The organism is Diaminobutyricibacter sp. McL0608, from assembly GCF_039613825.1.
Lineage (GTDB): Bacteria > Actinomycetota > Actinomycetes > Actinomycetales > Microbacteriaceae > Diaminobutyricibacter.
Genome location: NZ_CP154826.1, coordinates 3,982,486 through 3,998,203 on the forward strand (window position 1 = coordinate 3,982,486; position 15,718 = coordinate 3,998,203).

At 67.2% G+C, this 15,718-nt stretch carries 20 protein-coding genes; 6 read left to right on the forward strand and 14 right to left on the reverse strand.

Annotated features, from left to right (window positions below; all coding sequences use genetic code 11):
• Window positions 1–14 precede the first annotated feature (14 nt).
• The gene (locus tag AAYO93_RS19100) at window positions 15–878 is read right to left on the reverse strand and encodes an NAD(P)H-binding protein (protein ID WP_345762770.1); all 864 of its coding nucleotides are present in this window, start codon (window positions 876–878) and stop codon (window positions 15–17) included.
• Between the two features lie 82 nt (window positions 879–960).
• Between AAYO93_RS19100 and AAYO93_RS19105 the strand changes: the two genes are divergently transcribed.
• Together AAYO93_RS19105 and AAYO93_RS19110 are read left to right on the forward strand one after the other, a co-directional pair.
• Complete coding sequence (locus AAYO93_RS19105) at window positions 961–1,533, forward strand: TetR/AcrR family transcriptional regulator (protein WP_345762771.1); 573 nt, start codon at window positions 961–963, stop codon at window positions 1,531–1,533.
• A gap of 1 nt (window position 1,534) precedes the next feature.
• A complete protein-coding gene (locus tag AAYO93_RS19110; RefSeq protein ID WP_345762772.1) occupies window positions 1,535–1,951 on the forward strand; it encodes a nuclear transport factor 2 family protein in 417 nt (138 codons plus the stop codon).
• Here AAYO93_RS19110 and AAYO93_RS19115 read toward each other — a convergent pair.
• The 11 genes from AAYO93_RS19115 to AAYO93_RS19165 form a co-directional block, all read right to left on the reverse strand.
• Entirely contained in the window at window positions 1,945–2,253 is a 309-nt protein-coding gene (locus tag AAYO93_RS19115) for a Dabb family protein (RefSeq protein ID WP_345762773.1), read from the reverse strand. The two genes, AAYO93_RS19110 and AAYO93_RS19115, sit on opposite strands and share 7 nt — an antisense overlap.
• Before the next feature lie 22 nt (window positions 2,254–2,275).
• Window positions 2,276–3,322 carry a 3,4-dihydroxyphenylacetate 2,3-dioxygenase gene (gene hpaD, locus AAYO93_RS19120; protein WP_345762774.1) on the reverse strand — a complete coding sequence of 349 codons (1,047 nt, stop codon included), beginning with the start codon at window positions 3,320–3,322 and terminating at the stop codon, window positions 2,276–2,278.
• Window positions 3,323–3,333: 11 nt separating this feature from the next.
• Window positions 3,334–4,827 (reverse strand): 5-carboxymethyl-2-hydroxymuconate semialdehyde dehydrogenase, encoded by a 1,494-nt coding sequence (hpaE, locus tag AAYO93_RS19125; RefSeq protein WP_345762775.1) that lies wholly within the window; start codon window positions 4,825–4,827, stop codon window positions 3,334–3,336.
• A 1-nt stretch (window position 4,828) separates the two neighbouring features.
• A complete protein-coding gene (dapA, locus tag AAYO93_RS19130) occupies window positions 4,829–5,773 on the reverse strand; it encodes a 4-hydroxy-tetrahydrodipicolinate synthase (protein ID WP_345762776.1) in 945 nt (314 codons plus the stop codon).
• Complete coding sequence (locus AAYO93_RS19135; RefSeq protein WP_345762777.1) at window positions 5,770–6,438, reverse strand: GntR family transcriptional regulator; 669 nt, start codon at window positions 6,436–6,438, stop codon at window positions 5,770–5,772. Before AAYO93_RS19135 ends, dapA begins: the two co-directional genes overlap by 4 nt.
• Window positions 6,420–7,871, reverse strand: coding sequence for a fumarylacetoacetate hydrolase family protein (locus tag AAYO93_RS19140; protein WP_345762778.1), 1,452 nt, complete (start codon window positions 7,869–7,871; stop codon window positions 6,420–6,422). Before AAYO93_RS19140 ends, AAYO93_RS19135 begins: the two co-directional genes overlap by 19 nt.
• A 52-nt stretch (window positions 7,872–7,923) precedes the next feature.
• On the reverse strand, window positions 7,924–8,502 hold the full coding sequence (locus AAYO93_RS19145) for an RES family NAD+ phosphorylase (RefSeq protein ID WP_345762779.1): 579 nt from the start codon (window positions 8,500–8,502) through the stop codon (window positions 7,924–7,926).
• A gap of 2 nt (window positions 8,503–8,504) precedes the next feature.
• Complete coding sequence (locus AAYO93_RS19150) at window positions 8,505–8,870, reverse strand: antitoxin Xre/MbcA/ParS toxin-binding domain-containing protein (protein WP_345762780.1); 366 nt, start codon at window positions 8,868–8,870, stop codon at window positions 8,505–8,507.
• A gap of 100 nt (window positions 8,871–8,970) precedes the next feature.
• Window positions 8,971–9,657 (reverse strand): IclR family transcriptional regulator, encoded by a 687-nt coding sequence (locus AAYO93_RS19155; protein WP_345762781.1) that lies wholly within the window; start codon window positions 9,655–9,657, stop codon window positions 8,971–8,973.
• Entirely contained in the window at window positions 9,654–11,552 is a 1,899-nt protein-coding gene (locus tag AAYO93_RS19160) for an FAD-binding monooxygenase (RefSeq protein ID WP_345762782.1), read from the reverse strand. The genes AAYO93_RS19155 and AAYO93_RS19160 overlap by 4 nt, the downstream gene beginning before the upstream one ends.
• A gap of 76 nt (window positions 11,553–11,628) precedes the next feature.
• On the reverse strand, window positions 11,629–11,784 hold the full coding sequence (locus tag AAYO93_RS19165) for a hypothetical protein (RefSeq protein ID WP_345762783.1): 156 nt from the start codon (window positions 11,782–11,784) through the stop codon (window positions 11,629–11,631).
• Window positions 11,785–11,805: 21 nt separating this feature from the next.
• On the opposite strand from AAYO93_RS19165, the gene AAYO93_RS19170 reads away from it, so the two are divergent.
• Window positions 11,806–12,087: a dihydrofolate reductase family protein gene (locus AAYO93_RS19170; protein ID WP_345762784.1), complete on the forward strand. Its 282-nt coding sequence runs from the start codon at window positions 11,806–11,808 to the stop codon at window positions 12,085–12,087.
• Window positions 12,088–12,102: 15 nt separating this feature from the next.
• Here the strand turns inward: AAYO93_RS19170 and AAYO93_RS19175 are convergent, their stop codons facing one another.
• Window positions 12,103–13,029: an NADP-dependent oxidoreductase gene (locus tag AAYO93_RS19175; protein ID WP_345762785.1), complete on the reverse strand. Its 927-nt coding sequence runs from the start codon at window positions 13,027–13,029 to the stop codon at window positions 12,103–12,105.
• A gap of 82 nt (window positions 13,030–13,111) precedes the next feature.
• Between AAYO93_RS19175 and AAYO93_RS19180 the strand changes: the two genes are divergently transcribed.
• Window positions 13,112–13,720, forward strand: a complete 609-nt coding sequence (locus tag AAYO93_RS19180) for an HD domain-containing protein (RefSeq protein WP_345762786.1) — start codon at window positions 13,112–13,114, stop codon at window positions 13,718–13,720.
• 16 nt (window positions 13,721–13,736) lie between these two features.
• Here AAYO93_RS19180 and AAYO93_RS19185 read toward each other — a convergent pair whose 3' ends face one another.
• The gene (locus AAYO93_RS19185; RefSeq protein ID WP_345762787.1) at window positions 13,737–14,708 is read right to left on the reverse strand and encodes an MBL fold metallo-hydrolase; all 972 of its coding nucleotides are present in this window, start codon (window positions 14,706–14,708) and stop codon (window positions 13,737–13,739) included.
• Between the two features lie 153 nt (window positions 14,709–14,861).
• Between AAYO93_RS19185 and AAYO93_RS19190 the strand changes: the two genes are divergently transcribed.
• Entirely contained in the window at window positions 14,862–15,332 is a 471-nt protein-coding gene (locus AAYO93_RS19190; RefSeq protein ID WP_345762788.1) for a hypothetical protein, read from the forward strand.
• Window positions 15,333–15,374: 42 nt separating this feature from the next.
• Window positions 15,375–15,677 (forward strand): YciI family protein, encoded by a 303-nt coding sequence (locus tag AAYO93_RS19195; protein WP_345762789.1) that lies wholly within the window; start codon window positions 15,375–15,377, stop codon window positions 15,675–15,677.
• Window positions 15,678–15,718: the final 41 nt, after the last annotated feature.

Below are 15,718 nucleotides of genomic sequence, written 5' to 3' on the forward strand. Positions count from 1 at the left end.
GGTTCGACAACAGTTCAAACCCGCTGGCGAACGGCTTCGAGGCCGTCGGTCGGAGTTCGACCCAGTAACTCGCCCAGGGTCGTCGTGGGCCGTGCCGCCCACCCGCTGCGGAATTCGGCGTACAGGTCGATCAGTCCGTCGCTGAACGCTGACGGGATGCCTGAAGCCGCGAGCCAGGTGCGATATTCGTCGTCGTCGACCTCGCGGAAGGGGATCGTGCGTTCGCTCAGCCGGCTAGCCAACTCGGCGAGATCCTCCCAATCGAGCGACCGCGGACCTGTGAGCTCGAGCGTTGAGCCGGACAGTGAGTCGGCAAGGACGGCGGCAGCGGATGCCTCGGCGAGGTCGGCCACGGACGCTGGGGCTGAGCGCGCCCCGGCGGCGGGGGCGACCAGCTCGCCGTCCCGGATCGCCCACGTGACGTCGCGCGCCACCGCATCCGCCAGTCCATAGCCGAATCGGAGGATCGTCCAGTCCGGTGCCGTCGACTTCAGCAGCTCCTCGGATGTCGCGTAGTCCTGGATCAGGCCGAGCTTCGTGTGTTCGAGATCGGGCCAGCTCGTCAGGACGACGCGTTCGGCGCCCGCTTCGTTCGCCGCAGTGATCGCCGCCGCGACGCGCTGACCTCGAAGCTGTGGGGTAGCGCCGAAGAAGGTCGCATTGATCAGGACCGTGGTTGCGCCGTCGAAGGCCGCGGGCAGCTTCTCCGGTTCGTCGAAGGATCCTGCGCGGACCTGCACACCGCGGTTGCGCAACTCCGCGGCCTTCTCGACGTCGCGAACCGTCGTCCCGATGAACGCGGAGTCGTCCCTTGCGAGGAGTGCGTCGATCACTCCGCGACCGAACTCTCCGTTTCCTCCAGTGATGACGATCGTCATGAGTTCTCCTAAGATATAAACGGGTCTGTCGCCCCGGTTAATATACGGGGCCAGCGCCCCGGTTTGTCAAGAGGGAGGTCAGATGAGCGAGCGAGCACCACGCGCAGACGCCGTCCGCAACCGAACGCGTATCCTCGACGAGGCACGCACGGCGTTCGAACGCGAAGGGGTGGATGTTCCACTCGACTCGATCGCTGCGGCCGCCGGCGTGGGCGCGGGCACCGTTCACCGCCATTTCCCCACGAAGGACGCACTGGTGTCGGCTGTCATCGAGACGCGCCTCACCGAGATGGCCGACCGGGTGAGGGTCGCGTCCGGCGCTTCAGACCCGGGCAGCGAGTTCTTTGTCCTGCTCGTTGAACTCGTCGAATCGGCGGGCGGCAACCTGGCGCTCACCGAGGCTCTCGCAGGAGAGCGACCCGGCCCTGCGGTGGCGACGGCGGGTGCGCGGCTTTCGTCCGAACTTCAGGTACTTCTCACCCGGGCGCAGGATGTGCGCGCGGTCCGCGGCGACATCGACGTGCCTTCGCTCCATGCACTGCTCTCCGGCGCCATCCACATGCGGCGTCTCCCGGGAGTGAAGCCGGAACTCGTCCTCGATGTCATCGAGCGCGGCCTCGCGCCCGGGCCGGGGACCGATGCGGAGGGGGAATGACATGACTGACGTCTTCGACAAGCTCCTCGAGGCGACCAACGCGCATGATCTGGATGCGATGATCGCGCTCTTCGACGCCGACTACCGCAGCGTGCAGCCCGCACACCCGGCGCGAGCGTTCGTGGGAGCCGCCCAGGTCCGGGCCAACTGGGAGGCGATGTTCGCCGGCATCCCGGACTTCCACAACGAGGTCACCCGCACGGTGCGGGACGGCGACACGATCTGGTGCGAATGGGCCTGGCGCGGGACGCGAACCGATGGTCAGCCCTTCGAAGCGCGCGGCGTCGCTCTGTTCCGGGTTCGGAACGACCTGATCGTCGAGGGAACGCTGTACATGGAAGACGTCGAGACGGAAGCGATCAGGATCGAAGACGCGGTCGAGGGCCTCTCGGGCCGCCGACCCCGCCCCGCTCAGTAGCCGACGAAGTCGTATTCCTGGAACGAATCCACTTCGTAGTCCCACCGCGTGGCGACGAACTGCCGATGGTCCGGATGCGCGTTGTACGCGTCGTAGTCGGCCTGGCTTGCGAACGTCATCGCGAACTGGAACGCGGCCGTGCTCTTCGGACTCACCTGCCGGCTGACCGCGAACTCCTGAACCCCGGGAATACCGGGCAGCACGACGGAGGCCGTGCGGATGAAGTCGGACTCCTCCGCGGATCCTGCCGCGTGGCGCAGACGGAAGACGACGGTATGACGGATCGGCGGTTGTGACTCCATTCAATCGACACTAACCGACCGGCTAGACCTGGGACCCGATCTTGAAGCCCTCGTCTTTGCGGGTGAATGAGAATCCGTCGGCGCCGATCGTGACATCGGCTTCCTTGGTCTCGGTGCGCTCACGGATCTCGCGCGGCGTGCCGTCGAGGTCGAGCACGGTCGACGCGTTGGCGTACCAGCTCGGAACGACGGGGGTTCCCCACCAGTCGCGGCGCTGGTTGTCGTGCACGTCCCATTTCACGACGGGATTGTCGGGGTCGCCGGTGTAGTAGTCGTGCGTGTAGATCTCGATGCGGTGGCCGTCGGGATCGAGCAGGTAGAGGTAGAACGCGTTGGAGACGCCGTGCCTGCCCGGCCCGCGCTCGATCTTGTCCGATTCGCGCAGGGCTCCGAGGTGATCGCAGAGGTGCAGGATCTGGCTGCGCTCGTGCGTCGAGAACGCGATGTGGTGCATCCGCGGGCCGTCGCCACCGGTCAGGGCGATGTCGTGCACGGTCGCCTTGCGGTACATCCAGGCGGCGAAGACGGTCTGCTGGTCGTCTTCGATGTCCTCGGAAACCTTGAAGCCCAGGCCGCTGTAGTACTCCATCGCCGCAGGAACGTCAGGCGTGACGATGTTGAAGTGGTCGAGTCTCGCGATGGCCCCGGCGCCCTGCAGGTCGTAGCGCTGGGTCAGCCGTTCGACATGGTCGGCTTCGTAGAAGAATTCGATCGGGAAGCCGAGCGGGTCTTCGATGCGCACCGCCGCCCCGATGCCACGTGTCGCCCCGGCCTCGCGCCGCTCCACCCGCACGCCGAGGTCGGTGTAGTACTCGAACGCCGTCTCCACCTCGGCCTGCGAGCGCACCCGGTAGGCGAGCGCCGCGAGCGCGGCCACAGGACCGCGGCGGAGCACGAGCGAGTGATGCAGATACTCCTCGAACGCGCGCAGGTAGATGGCGTCGGCATCCTCGTAGGTCACGACGAGGCCGAGCACGCCGACATAGAACGCGCGGGACTTCGCGAGGTCGGTCACGATGAGCTCCGCGTACGCGCAGCGGATGACGTCGGGCGGGGTGAGTGAAGTCATGGTGTTTCCTCTTACTTGGACCCGAACCGGGCCGTGTGGACGTCGCCGAGCGTGATGTGCACGGCCTGCGAATCGGTGTAGAAGTCGATCGAACGGTAGCCGCCTTCGTGCCCGAGACCGGACGCCTTGACTCCGCCGAACGGGGTGCGCAGATCGCGCACGTTGTGCGAGTTCAGCCAGACCATGCCGGCCTCGGTCGCGTGGGCGAAGGTGTGCGCCCGGGTCAGGTCGGAGGTCCACAGGTAGGCGGCGAGCCCGTATTTCACGCCGTTGGCCAGCGCGAGGGCTTCCTCGTCGGTGTCGAACGGGCTGATGGCCACGACCGGGCCGAAGATCTCCTCCTGGAAGATCCGCGCATCCGGTTTTACGTCGGCGAACACCGTCGGCGCGACGTAGTTGCCGTCGGGCAGGCCCTCCGGTCGGCCGCCACCGGCGAGAAGCCGTCCCTCGGATTTGCCGAGCTCGACGTAGCTCATCACCTTGGCGTAGTGCTCTGGATGCACGAGCGCGCCGACCTCTGTCGCCGGGTCGTGCGGGTCACCGACCACGATCCTCCTGGCGCGTGCGGCGTAGCGTTCGAGGAATTCGTCGTAGATGGAGCGTTCGACGAGGATGCGCGAGCCGGCGGTGCACCGCTCGCCGTTGAGCGAGAAGACTCCGAACAGTGTCGAATCGATGGCCGCGTCGAGGTCGGCGTCGGCGAAGACGACGGCGGGGGACTTTCCGCCGAGCTCCATGGAGAGGCCTTTGAGGTTCTCCGCGGAGTTGCGGAAGATGGTCTGCCCGGTCGTCGTCTCACCGGTGAAGGAGATCAGGGGGACACCGGGATGCTTGACGAGCGCGTCGCCCGCCTCCTCGCCGAGCCCGTTCACCAGGTTGAAGACGCCGTCGGGCAACCCGGCCTCGCGGAAGATCCCGGCCCACAGGCTGGCCGACAACGGGGTGAACTCGGCAGGCTTCAGCACCACGGTGCAGCCCGAGGCGAGGGCGGGAGCGAGCTTCCAGCTCTCCAGCATGAAGGGGGTGTTCCAGGGCGTGATCAGGCCGGCGACGCCGATCGGCTTGCGGTTGACGTAGTTCATCTGCACGCCGGGCACCCGGTAGGTGTCGTCTGCCTGCGCCACGATCAGGTCGGCGAAGAAGCGGAAGTTCTCTGCGACGCGTTGCGCCTGCCCGAGTGCCTGGGTGATCGGAAGACCCGTGTCGAAGGTCTCGAGTTCGGCCAGCCTGGCATCCTGGGCCTCCACGGCATCCGCGATCCTGTTCAGGATGCGCGCACGGGCACGCGGTGCGAGTCGCGGCCACGGACCCTCCTTGAAGGCTTTCGTGGCTGCCGCGACCGCGAGGTCGATGTCGGCTTTCTGCCCGGCCGCCGCCGTCACGTAGACCTCGTTGGACACGGGGTCGAGCACGTCGAAGGTCTGCCCGCCGACGCTGTCGACGAACTCACCCCCGATGAAGTGCTGGATCTTCTCGGGCAGGCCCTCGGGAACGTAGTGCGCCATGTCAGTGTCCTTTCACCGTGAAGCCGTCGACGGGAGACAGGTATCGTTCGCCCGCCTTCAGGTATTCGCGGATCTTCGTGAGACCGCCGGGGGTCGGCGTGATCAGCGGCGGCCGTACGAAACCGGACTCGATCAGCCCGCGCTGTTCGAGCACCCACTTGCCCGGGGCGGGGTTGGTCTCGACGAAAAGAAGGTCGACGAGCGGGTGCAGACCGTAGTGCAGTTCGCGGGCCCGCTCGATGTCGCCGGAGTTCCACGCCTCGAACAGGTCGGCGTGTGCGCGCGGGGCGATGTTGGACGTCGCGCTCAGGAAGCCGACCCCGCCCAGGGCGAGCAGGGGAAGACACAGCAGTTCGATGCCGCTCCACACCAGCAGGTCGGGCCCGCAGAGCTGCAGCACCCGCGAGAAGTGCTCGAAGTCCTTCGTGGTCTCTTTCACGCCGACGAAGTTGTCGAGATCGCGGTAGAGGCGGGCGACCGTCTCGGGTGCGATGTCGACCGCCGTGCGGCTCGGCACGTTGTACGCCACGATCGGCAGGTCGGGGAACTCCTCGGCGACCGTGCGGTACCAGACGTACAGCGCCTCCTGCGTCGGCCGTGCGTAGTACGGCGTGATGATCAGCGCGGCATCGATGCCGGCGTCACGGGCGGCCGAGGTGAGTTCGAGCGTCTCGTCCAGCTTCTCGGTGCCCGTGCCGGGCATGAACGGGACCCGGTCGTCGATGGCTTTCGCGACCGTCTGGATCGCGGCGATCCGCTCGGGGATCGTCTGGGCGCTCGGCTCACCGGTGGAGCCGCCGATGGACACGCCATGGGTGCCCTGGGCGAGCTGCCACTCGACGAGGTTGGCCAGCCCGGCGTGGTCGACCGCACCGTCAGCGGTGAACGGCGTCATCAGTGGCACGATCGAGCCGCGGATCAGGGACGGGTCGCTGCGGTATTTCACTGGTGTCTTCTTTCCTGATAAGCGAGGAACGCGTCGAGTGTTCTGGTGCGGTGTGCCCGTGCCGCGAGTTCGATATCGAGCGAGGCGGCGTGCTGCTCGAGCAGGGCCAGGATCTGCTCGTGCTCGATCACCGACTCCTGGGCGCGACCCGGCACGAAGCTGAAGGTCGAATCCCGCAGGACGGTCAGCCGGCCCCAGCCGCGGTGCACCAGATCGAGGATGTGCGGATTCGGGCAGTTCTCGAACAGCACCGCGTGGAATTCGAGGTTGAGTTCGGTGAACCGGTGCGGGTCGAAGTGCTCGAGACACTCGATCATCTGCGCGTTGATCGCCCTGGCTCGTGCGATGTCGCCTGCGGTGATGTGCGGCGCCGACAAGGCGGTCGCCGCCCCCTCGACCAGGCTCAGCGTCTGCATCGTGTAGAGGTACTCGGTCTCGTCGTGCATGGCGACCTGCGCGCCCACATTGTGCTCGAACGTGACGAGACCTTCGGACTCGAGCATCCGGATCGCCTCCCGCACCGGCACCACGCTCACATCGAGGGCCTTGGCGATCTGGCCGAGCACGAGCCGGTAGCCCGGTGTGTACGTGCCGTCGGAGATGCGCTCCTTGATCCAGCGGTAGGCGAGTTGCGCTTTGCTCTGCGTCACAGTTTCGCTCGCCATTGTGCGAACCTCGCCTTCCACTGCGCATTCATCGGGTAGAGGCCGTCGATCTTCTCGCCGTCTGCGACCCGTTCGGCGATGAACGTCTCTTCGAGTTCCTGCTCGATGGCGTCGTCGACGATCTCCTCGACCAGGAAAGGCGGGATGACGAGGACCCCATCGGCGTCGCCGACGATGACGTCGCCCGGCTGCACGGCGGCGCCGCCGCAGGTGATGGTGAGGTCGGTGTCCCACGGCACGTGGCGTCGTCCGAGCACTGCCGGGTGCGGTCCGGCGTGGTAGGTGGGGATGGCCAGGGCAGTGACGGCCGCGAGGTCGCGCACGCCGCCATCCGTGACGATCCCGGCAGCGCCGCGCACCTGAGCACGGAGCGCGAGAATATCGCCGACCGTTCCGGTTCCGCGCTCGCCGCGGGCTTCGATGACGATCACGTCGTCGGGGCCGACCGCGTCGAATGAGCGCTTCTGCGCGTTGTATCCGCCGCCGTGAGCCGCGAAGAGGTCTTCGCGGAAGGCGATGTATCGCAGCGTGCGGGCGCGGCCGACGAGTCGTGCGTCGGGCCGGGTCGAGGTCAGCCCGTCGATGGTCACGGCGTTGTAGCCGTGCTTGCGCAGCTGAGCACTGAGCGTCGCGGTGCCGACGCTGTTGATCTTCGCCTTGAGCTCAGCGGTCAGCGTGAACGCGGGCGCGAGGCCTGCAGCCTCGGCGGAACCCCAGGCATCCGCCCGCTGTTCGTCGGTGATCGCGGGCGGCGCGCTGTACGACGGGATGGGCGTCGTTCCTTCGACGACCGGCGTGACCAGTCGCCCGGTGGTCGGCCTGCCGGCGGCTTCGGGGGCATCGACTTCGACCTCGACCACGTCGCCGGGGCGGACGACGGATGCCCCGGCGGGTGTCCCGGTGAGGATGACGTCGCCCGGCTCGAGCGTCAGCTGTTGCGACAGGTCGGCGACGAGCTGGGCGAAAGGGAACAGCAGCTGCGCCGTGGTGTCCTCCTGCACGATCGCACCGTTCACCCACGTTCGGATGCGCAGATTCGTCGGATCGATCAGCGCGGCACTGATCACTTCGGGGCCGAGCGGGGTGAAGCCGTCGCCCCCCTTCGACCGGACATTGGATCCCTTGTCCGCGAGGCGAAGATCGTAGACACCGAAGTCGTTCGATGCCGTCACGCCGGAGACGTACGTCCACGCGTCGGCCGGATCGACGCGGCGCGCCGCGGTGCCGATGACGAGGGCGATCTCACCCTCGAAGGCGAGGAGCTCGGTCCCGGCGGGCCGTTCGATCGGAGTCCCACTGGCCGAGACGGAGGTCGCGGGCTTGAAGAAGTAGCCGGGGTACGCGGGAACGCGACCGCGCTGGGCCGCCCGCGAAGGGTAGTTGATGTGGACCCCGATGATCTTTCCGGGGCGGATCGGCAGCGACTGACCCATGACAACCTCGTCTCGTTAGCAGGAACGATATCACAGATCGTATACAATCCGACTAGTAGTCGATCGGGCGCACGAGTTCATTTGCACTATCGACCACTGCCGAGTGGGATAAGTCCAGCGGTTCGATTCTCAGTAAGGCCAGCGGTGGCCGAATCTCCTCGGTTTCCCACAACATGACGTTCGTCCAGTCCGGCCGATGGAACGACCACCAGGACAGGCCCGCCCAGCGTTGGCTTCCGTCGCCGTCCTGCTCATGGAAGACGCGAAGCGCGAACGGCTGAGTGAACCCCGTGTTCTGCTTCACGATCTGTGACGGCCGAACCTGCCGGCGTATGAGCTCGGCGGGGTCATCGAGATCCAAGACCGGCAGATCGTCCGGGACCTCGAACACGGCCAAGGCCCGCCGCCCGCCGGGCAGGTAGGGGGTCTCGAACATTGATGGCAACCATCTGCCGTGATTGCCGAAGGACTCACCGACCGCGCCCATCGCGGAACGCGAAAGGTACCGGGCGCCGTACGTCTGGGCGTTATCCCATCGACCGGACCCCTGCCGACGGTGGAGGTAACCGGGGTGACCGGGACTATCTGGGCGGGCGGACTGGTGGTGAGCAAAGACCCGGAACAGTTGCATCGCTACGCGTACGCGCCCGCCAGTTCAGCATCGAGGGCGTCGACCACGTCGTGAGATCCTCGAGTTCGCAGCACGTCGATCGGCCGGGCGCCTTCCAGGAACGCGTTCTGCCCCTGAAGCCAGGCGACCACGCTGTCCGTCTGCCACAGCATCGAAGCTCGAGCAACGACGTAGTCAAGATCGAGCAGACCACGTCCGACCTCTGGACTCGGCGATTCTGCCCCCTTGCGCCACTGCGTCGGCTGGCTTCGGTTCACACCTAACAGGCCGGCAAGGACGGCCCCGCTCCCGAGCGTATTGATCAGAAACTCGGTGCGCTCCTGCGTCTGGTTCAGGTTCGCGCGCCTTGACGATCGGAGGTTTGCCATACCTCTACCTGACGCCCAACATACATGTTGGGCATGGCACCCACCGCGATCGGTTGAGTAGCTGGCAGGCCAGATAGTCGGGCGGTGCGGGTGGAAGTTACTACCCCAACCGGCCACCGATCGACCGCGACGCGGTCAGCAGCAGCGTCGCGATCTCGGAGGCGTCCCGGTCGCTGGACACGTAGACCGCCGCAAGGGCTGCAGGGGGACTGCCGTGGGCGGAAAGCGGTACGGCGACCGAACGCAGGCCCGGGATCACCTCGTCATGGCTCGTGGCGAAACCGCCATGATCAAGCGGTCGGCGGGTGACGCCGCGCTCCGCGAGTTCCCGATCGGTGAGCAGCGACTGGATGGCGATCCCCGGCGCCCCGAGCGCAAGCGAGTGGCGCGTGCCCGGTCGCTGGGCGACCGTTGCGGTCCCCGCCCGGGGTTCGACGCTCGACAGCGTGACGCACTGGGTGTGGTCGAGCACCACCAGGAACGCGGTCATCGTGAGCTCGTTCGCGAGTGTCGTGAGTTCGGGAAGGGCGGCGGCCTGGAGGGAACGCTCGACACCGCGGGCGAGAGCGGCCATCTTCGGCGCGAGTGCGAACGCACCTGCCGCGTTCCGCGAGATCATGCCGTGATCCTCGAGGGTGCGGAGGATGCGGTAGGCGATCGACCTGTGCACGCCGAGAGTGGCGGCGAGGTCCGCGATCGTCATCGGTTCGGCCGAGTCGGCGAGCACTTCAAGCACCCGCAGGCCGCGTGAGAGCGTCTGCGAGTGCGGCTGTTGCACGTCGGTCATTCGGCTGCTCTCTGGTTCAGGCTGGATCGGAAGAACTCTGACAGCTCCTCGGTGGCGGTCAGTGGGAGGACCGCGCCGACGTATTGGTCCGGACGCACGACCACGATGGCGCCCGCGCGGTCGATGCCGCGCAGGTCGAAGATGTCCTGCTCCCGGTCCGCGCCGAAAGCGTTCTCGAGGTTCACCAGCCCGAACGGGCTCATCCGGGGCTTGAACGCGGAAGGCACGGTCATGAGGTCCGTGTCCGTGTGATCCTGCTGATAGATCACTTTGACGTCGAACCAGCTGTCAGCGTCCGAGCCCTCCGGCGTGAACGCAAGGATCGGGGAGTCGGAGGAACTCGTGAGCCAGTCCGCGAGGTCAGCCGTCGGCGAGCTTTCGCCGGCCTTCGCGCCGTCGGCGAATACGTAGATACGCCACCGGCCGTCGGCCTGGGCGAGGTGGCCCAGGTGCACCGGGTTGCTGTCGCAGACGCGCCGGACGATCGCCGACTTGAACCGTTTGCCCACCGGGAATCCGGTCGCCAGCGACTGGTGCTCGGTGCCGCCGACGATCGACGACCGCGTGTACTCCGTCATGAAGCCGGCAGGGAACTCGGCCGTCCGGGTGTAGAAGTCCTCGAGCTCGGTCGGGTCTGCGAGCTCGTCGGGCTTCGCCGCCATCATGGCTGACCACACCTTGTCGAAGTCGATCAGATTCTTGGCGATCACCTGCCGCTCGGCCGAGTAGGTGCTGAGCAGCGACTCGGGGCTTCGTCCGTCGAGCACGTAGCCGAGCTTCCAGCCCAGGTTGAAGCCGTCCTGCATGGACACGTTCATGCCCTGGCCGGCCTTGGCGCTGTGCGTGTGGCAGGCGTCTCCTGCGATGAAAACGCGCGGGGTGCGGACACCCAGCTGTTCGGGGATGACGTCGTCGAAGCGGTCGGTCAGGCGGTGGCCGACCTCGTAGACGCTGTACCAGGCGACGTCTTTGACGTCGAGCGTGTACGGGTGAAGGATCTCGTTGGCCCTGGCGACGGTCTCCTCGATCGTCGTGTGCCGAACAGCGCCGTGGTCGTGCTCCGCGACCTCACCGAGGTCGACGTACATCCGGAACAGGTAGCCGCCTTCGCGGGGGATGAGCAGGATGTTGCCGCCCGCGTCGGACTGGATGGCGCATTTCGTGCGAATGTCGGGGAAGTCGGTGACGGCCAGCACATCCATGACGCCCCAGGCATGGTTCGCCTGGTCGCCGTCAAGGGTGCACCCGATCGCGTCGCGCACACGGCTGCGGGCTCCGTCCGCGCCGACCACGTATTTCGCGTGTACGACGCGTTCCCGCCCGATGGTGTCGCCCGCCGTCTCCATGAGGGTGACGGTGACCGGGTATTCGCCCTGGTCGGCGATCTCGAGATCCTGGAATTCCAGCCCGTAGTCGGGCGTCATCCGCGCCGATGAATGGGCCATGAACTCGGCGAAGTAGTCGAGGACGCGAGCCTGGTTCACGAGCAGGTGCGGGAACTCGCTCACGCCGGAGGGGTCGTCGACGGCTCGCGCCGTGCGGATGATGTGCGACGGGTTCTGCGGGTCGGGCTTCCAGAAGTTCATCTCTGTGATCCGGTAGGCCTCGGCGATGATCCGCTCCGCGAATCCGAACGCCTGGAAGGTCTCGACGCTGCGGGCCTGGATGCCGTCGGCCTGCCCGATCGCGAGCCTCCCGTCGCGACGATCGATGATGCGCGTCGTGACGCTGGGAAACTGGGACAGCTGAGCCGCCGTGACCATACCGGCCGGGCCGGTGCCGACGATGAGCACGTCGACGAAGTCGGGGAGTTCCTCCGGGCGATCGACGCCGACACCTGCGAGGGGCTGGATGCGCGGATCACCGGACACGTAACCGCGATGATGGAACTGCACGAATGGCCTCACTTCTCTGTGAATCGCTGTTCGATAATAGAACTGTTCGTTCAACTATCGCACTCAGAGTGTACGGCTATCCAACCCAGCGCACCATGAGCCGGATGGCGGGAGTCCCTTCCTTCGCCGCGGCCGCCTCTTCGAGCACCCCGTCGGCGCGCTCGGGGCCGCGTTCGACGAGGCCGCGGTCGATCGCCCGACGCGACGCCAGCCACATCCCGATGGCGGGCATCCGGAGACCAGCTTTGTACCCGTGCGCGGTGACGTCATCGGCCAGATCGCCGAACTCAAACGAACCGTGGCCGGCGAGATCATCGTCTACGGGAGCCGTCAGCTCATCCGCACCCTGCTGGAGCACGACCTGGTCGACGAGGTGCGGCTGACGGTGTTCCCGGTCGTGCTCGGCTCAGGCGAGCGCCTCTTCGACGAGTCTGCGGGCGCGACGCCGCTTCGACTCACCGGAGTGAGCGCTGTCGGCGACGGCCTGGCCCGGCTCACCTATGCCGTCGACCGCGAGTCCGTCACCCGGCAGTGATCGTCGCCCGACCCGTCAGGAGGGCCGGCCCACCGCGATGACGATCTTCCCTGCCAGCCGAGTCGTGGACGCGAAAGCCGCGGGTGCCTCGTCGAGCGGACGCACCGAGCCGACGATCGGAGCGAGTCGGCCCGCAACGACGCGCCTGGCGAGCTCAGCCAGGGTGGCGCGATCGGGCTCGACGACGAAGAAGATCGCTTGCCCATCCTCAGGTTGCCGGCTCGGCGGCGCGGCGATGGTGACGATACGGCCGCCGGGTCGCACCAGCGGGACGGACCGAGAGTAGATGTCGCCGCCGATCACGTCGAAGATCAGATCGACCTGACCGACAGCATCCAATGAATCGTTCTGGAGGTCGACGAAGCGAGCTGCCCCCAGACGCACTGCGGTTTCGCGGTCGGCCGCGCGGCCGGTGCCGATCACGCGAGCACCCGCGTCGCGAGCGAGCTGCGCGGCGAGGGATCCGACGCCGCCGGCCACCCCGTGGATCAGCACCGTCTGACCGATCTGGAGGTGCCCATGGTCGAAGAGGCCCTGCCACGCGGTGAGACCCGAGATCGGGAGAGCGGCCGCGGTGGTGAAGTCCACGCTCGCCGGCAGCGGGGTGAGATTGCGGGCTTCGACCGACACATACTCAGCGAGGGATCCGTTGCGGGTCCAGTCGGTGAGGCCGAACACGCGCTGGCCCACCGTGAGTCCGGTCGTGCCGTAGCCGAGCTCGACCACGACTCCGGCGACCTCGTGCCCGGGGACGGTCGGAGTCCGATCGCGTCCGGCCCGGTCCGTCCAGGTCGCCGGCCAGCTCAGCTCTCCGGGCGTGAACCCGGCCGCCCGCACTTCAACGATCACGTCGTTCTCCGAGGCATGCGGATAGCCGATCTCGGCCAGTTCCATTCCGCCGACTCCCGCCGACTGATCCGACACCGTGATAGCTCGCATCATTCTCACGCTCCTTGCGGGACGTGTCGTCGCGCCCGCTGCCTCCATCTTTCAGTCTCGGGAGCCGCCGCGCGATGATGAGTTCATGAGATTGAGCGAAATCACCGTCCCGGACACGGCGGCAGCGCGCGCCGCGCTCCAGATCGCGACCACGTACCACACGCCTTCCCTCCTGAACCATGTGCAGCGCTCGTGGCTGTGGGCGGTCGGCTTCGCGCAGGTCCGCCAGCTCGAGCCCGACCCCGAGCTGCTCTACGTCGGCGCGCTCCTCCACGACCTCGGCATCGTCCCGGAGTTCGACAACCACACGCTCGCCTATGAGGATGCGGGTGGGCACGTCGCGATCGCACTCACCGCCGGGGCCGGCTGGCCCGCCGAGCGTCGCGTGCGCGTGCACGAAGTGATCGTCAGGCACAACTGGCCGGAGGTCGATCCGGCGTTCGACACCGAGGGGCACCTGCTCGAGATCGCCACCGCGCTCGACATCGCCGGCGCGCGACCGGACGAGCTTCCTCTCGACTTCCGGCGTGAGGTTCTCAACCGGTACCCGCGCAGGGAGCTGGCCGCCGAGTTCACTGCGTGCGTGACCGATCAGGCCGCGCGGAAACCGGACACTTCCGCTCGGCGCCTGGTCGACGGCGGGGTCGCGCGCAAGCTCCGCGACAATCCGCTGGAGCGGCTGACCGACAGCTGAGCCAGCCGCGATGGCCTCAGCCGAGGTAGCGGGCGGATGCGTCCGAGCGCACGAATTCGAGGTGCATCGCCGTCTGCGCGAGGGCTGACAGAAGGTAGAAACCGTTCAGGTTCGGCCAGCCGGCTGTCCAGGTGAGCTCGGATGCGACCTGCCAGACGGTCGGGTCGCCGTCGATCCGGAGACGGTCGGCGACCTCGCGCGACCGGCGCAGGTGATGCTCGGCCGTCGTCGCGCAGCGGGCCGCCAACCCGCGGAACACGTACTCATGGCCAGGGCACACCTCGTACTCGTCGAATGCGGCGATCCGCTGGAGGGACTTGAGGTAGTCCGCGATCGGGTTCGTCGCCGTCTCGCCGCCGAGCCCCACCCCGGCATGGATGGTCGGCAGCACATGGTCGCCCGTGAAGACCAGGCCGTCTTCCGTATCCACCAGGCACATGTGACCCGGCGTGTGCCCCGGGGTCAGCACGACCTCGATCGCGCGACCCGGGATGTCGAGCAGCGCATCGTCGGTGACCAGAACGTCGGCACCCGACGCATCCATCGCCGGACGCCGCTCGCTCACATCGAGTTCTGCCAGGCGATCCGTCGGCACCCCCCACTCGTCGAACCGGTGCGACGGCGATTCGGCGGGCGCGCGGCCGGCCATGGCTTCGAGCGCCGCCTGTTCCTTCTCGTGCATCACGACCACGGCGCCGGATGCGGTGCGTACGCGGTCTGCCAGCCCGAGATGGTCGGGGTGCAGGTGGGTCACCACGACGGAGGCCACATCCGCGATGCTGTGCCCCGAGGCGTCGAGCGCCTGCGCGAGCGACGCCCAGTTGTCGTCCGACGGCCAGCCCGGGTCGATGAGATGCACGCCGCGCCGAGCATCCTCGACCAGGTAGCAGAGGCTGTAGGGGAGGTGGCCGCCCGGCATCGCCATGCGCAGTGAGCGGATGCCCGGCCCGACGACGCGGAGACCCTCGCCTTCGATGTGTTGCGGCACCGTGATCCCTTCTGGAGTTGCTCTCGAGCTTAGGTGGCCGTACCCCCAATTCTCGGCACATTTCGTGTGGACAGACAGAACGGTCTAGCCAACCGGCCCGTCTACCGACATACTGAGGTCTGGAACAGCAACGTCAACCCGAAGGGCAAGTCTGTGAACCAGGTACACAATCGCGCTCATGACAGCGCGCACCTGCTCGTCCGTCGCCTCGAACGCGACCTCCGCTGGGCGAAGGACCGGCGCCGGCAGCACGAGCGCGAGATCGAAGACGCTCGTCGCCTGCTGGCGACGCCGCCGATCAGCCTTGCCGGCAAGACCGCCCAGTTCGCCTGCATCGCGTTGCTCCTGGTCGTCGGCGGCTACTGGGCTGCGGTGGGGTCCGGGGTTCCGGGAAGGTGGATGACAATCGTCCTCTGGGTGGCCTCAGCGCTCGCGCTCGCCGTGTTCGTCAGTACGCTCGTCTCGCTCGTCAGGCTGCGGAATCGGCGCGCTGCGGCCCAGAAGGTGCTGGATTCGCACGCTGCCCGGTTCGCGCACACGCAGTACCACCTCAGCGAGAGCGTGCACTCCTACATCGGCGCCCGTAGCGAGTTGCACAACACGCGCCATCTGCACCTGGTCTGAGGTATCTGAACGGGGCGGCTCGCTCGGTGGAAGGATGGCCGCATGCCATCGTTCATCTTCATCTATCGAGCAGGTCCCGACCCCGTTCCGGCCGACCGGGTCGCGGAGAACCGAGCGGCGTGGGGTGCGTGGAACACGGCGCTCCACGAGGACTACGGGATCCGCACGGCCGGCGGGAGTGTTGTGGCGGCAGCAGGCGTCGCCGAGTACAGCGGCGATGTTCGCGGCGCGTCGATGGTCGAGTTCGAATCGATGGATGCCGCCGTCGCGGTTGCGATGAAGAGCCCCAATCTCGCGTTCGGCGGGACGGTCGAGGTGCTGCAGGAGTTCGAGCGGGCGGGTTAGCCTGCGCGATCACGGGCGATCGTGTCGGCACAGGGATGATA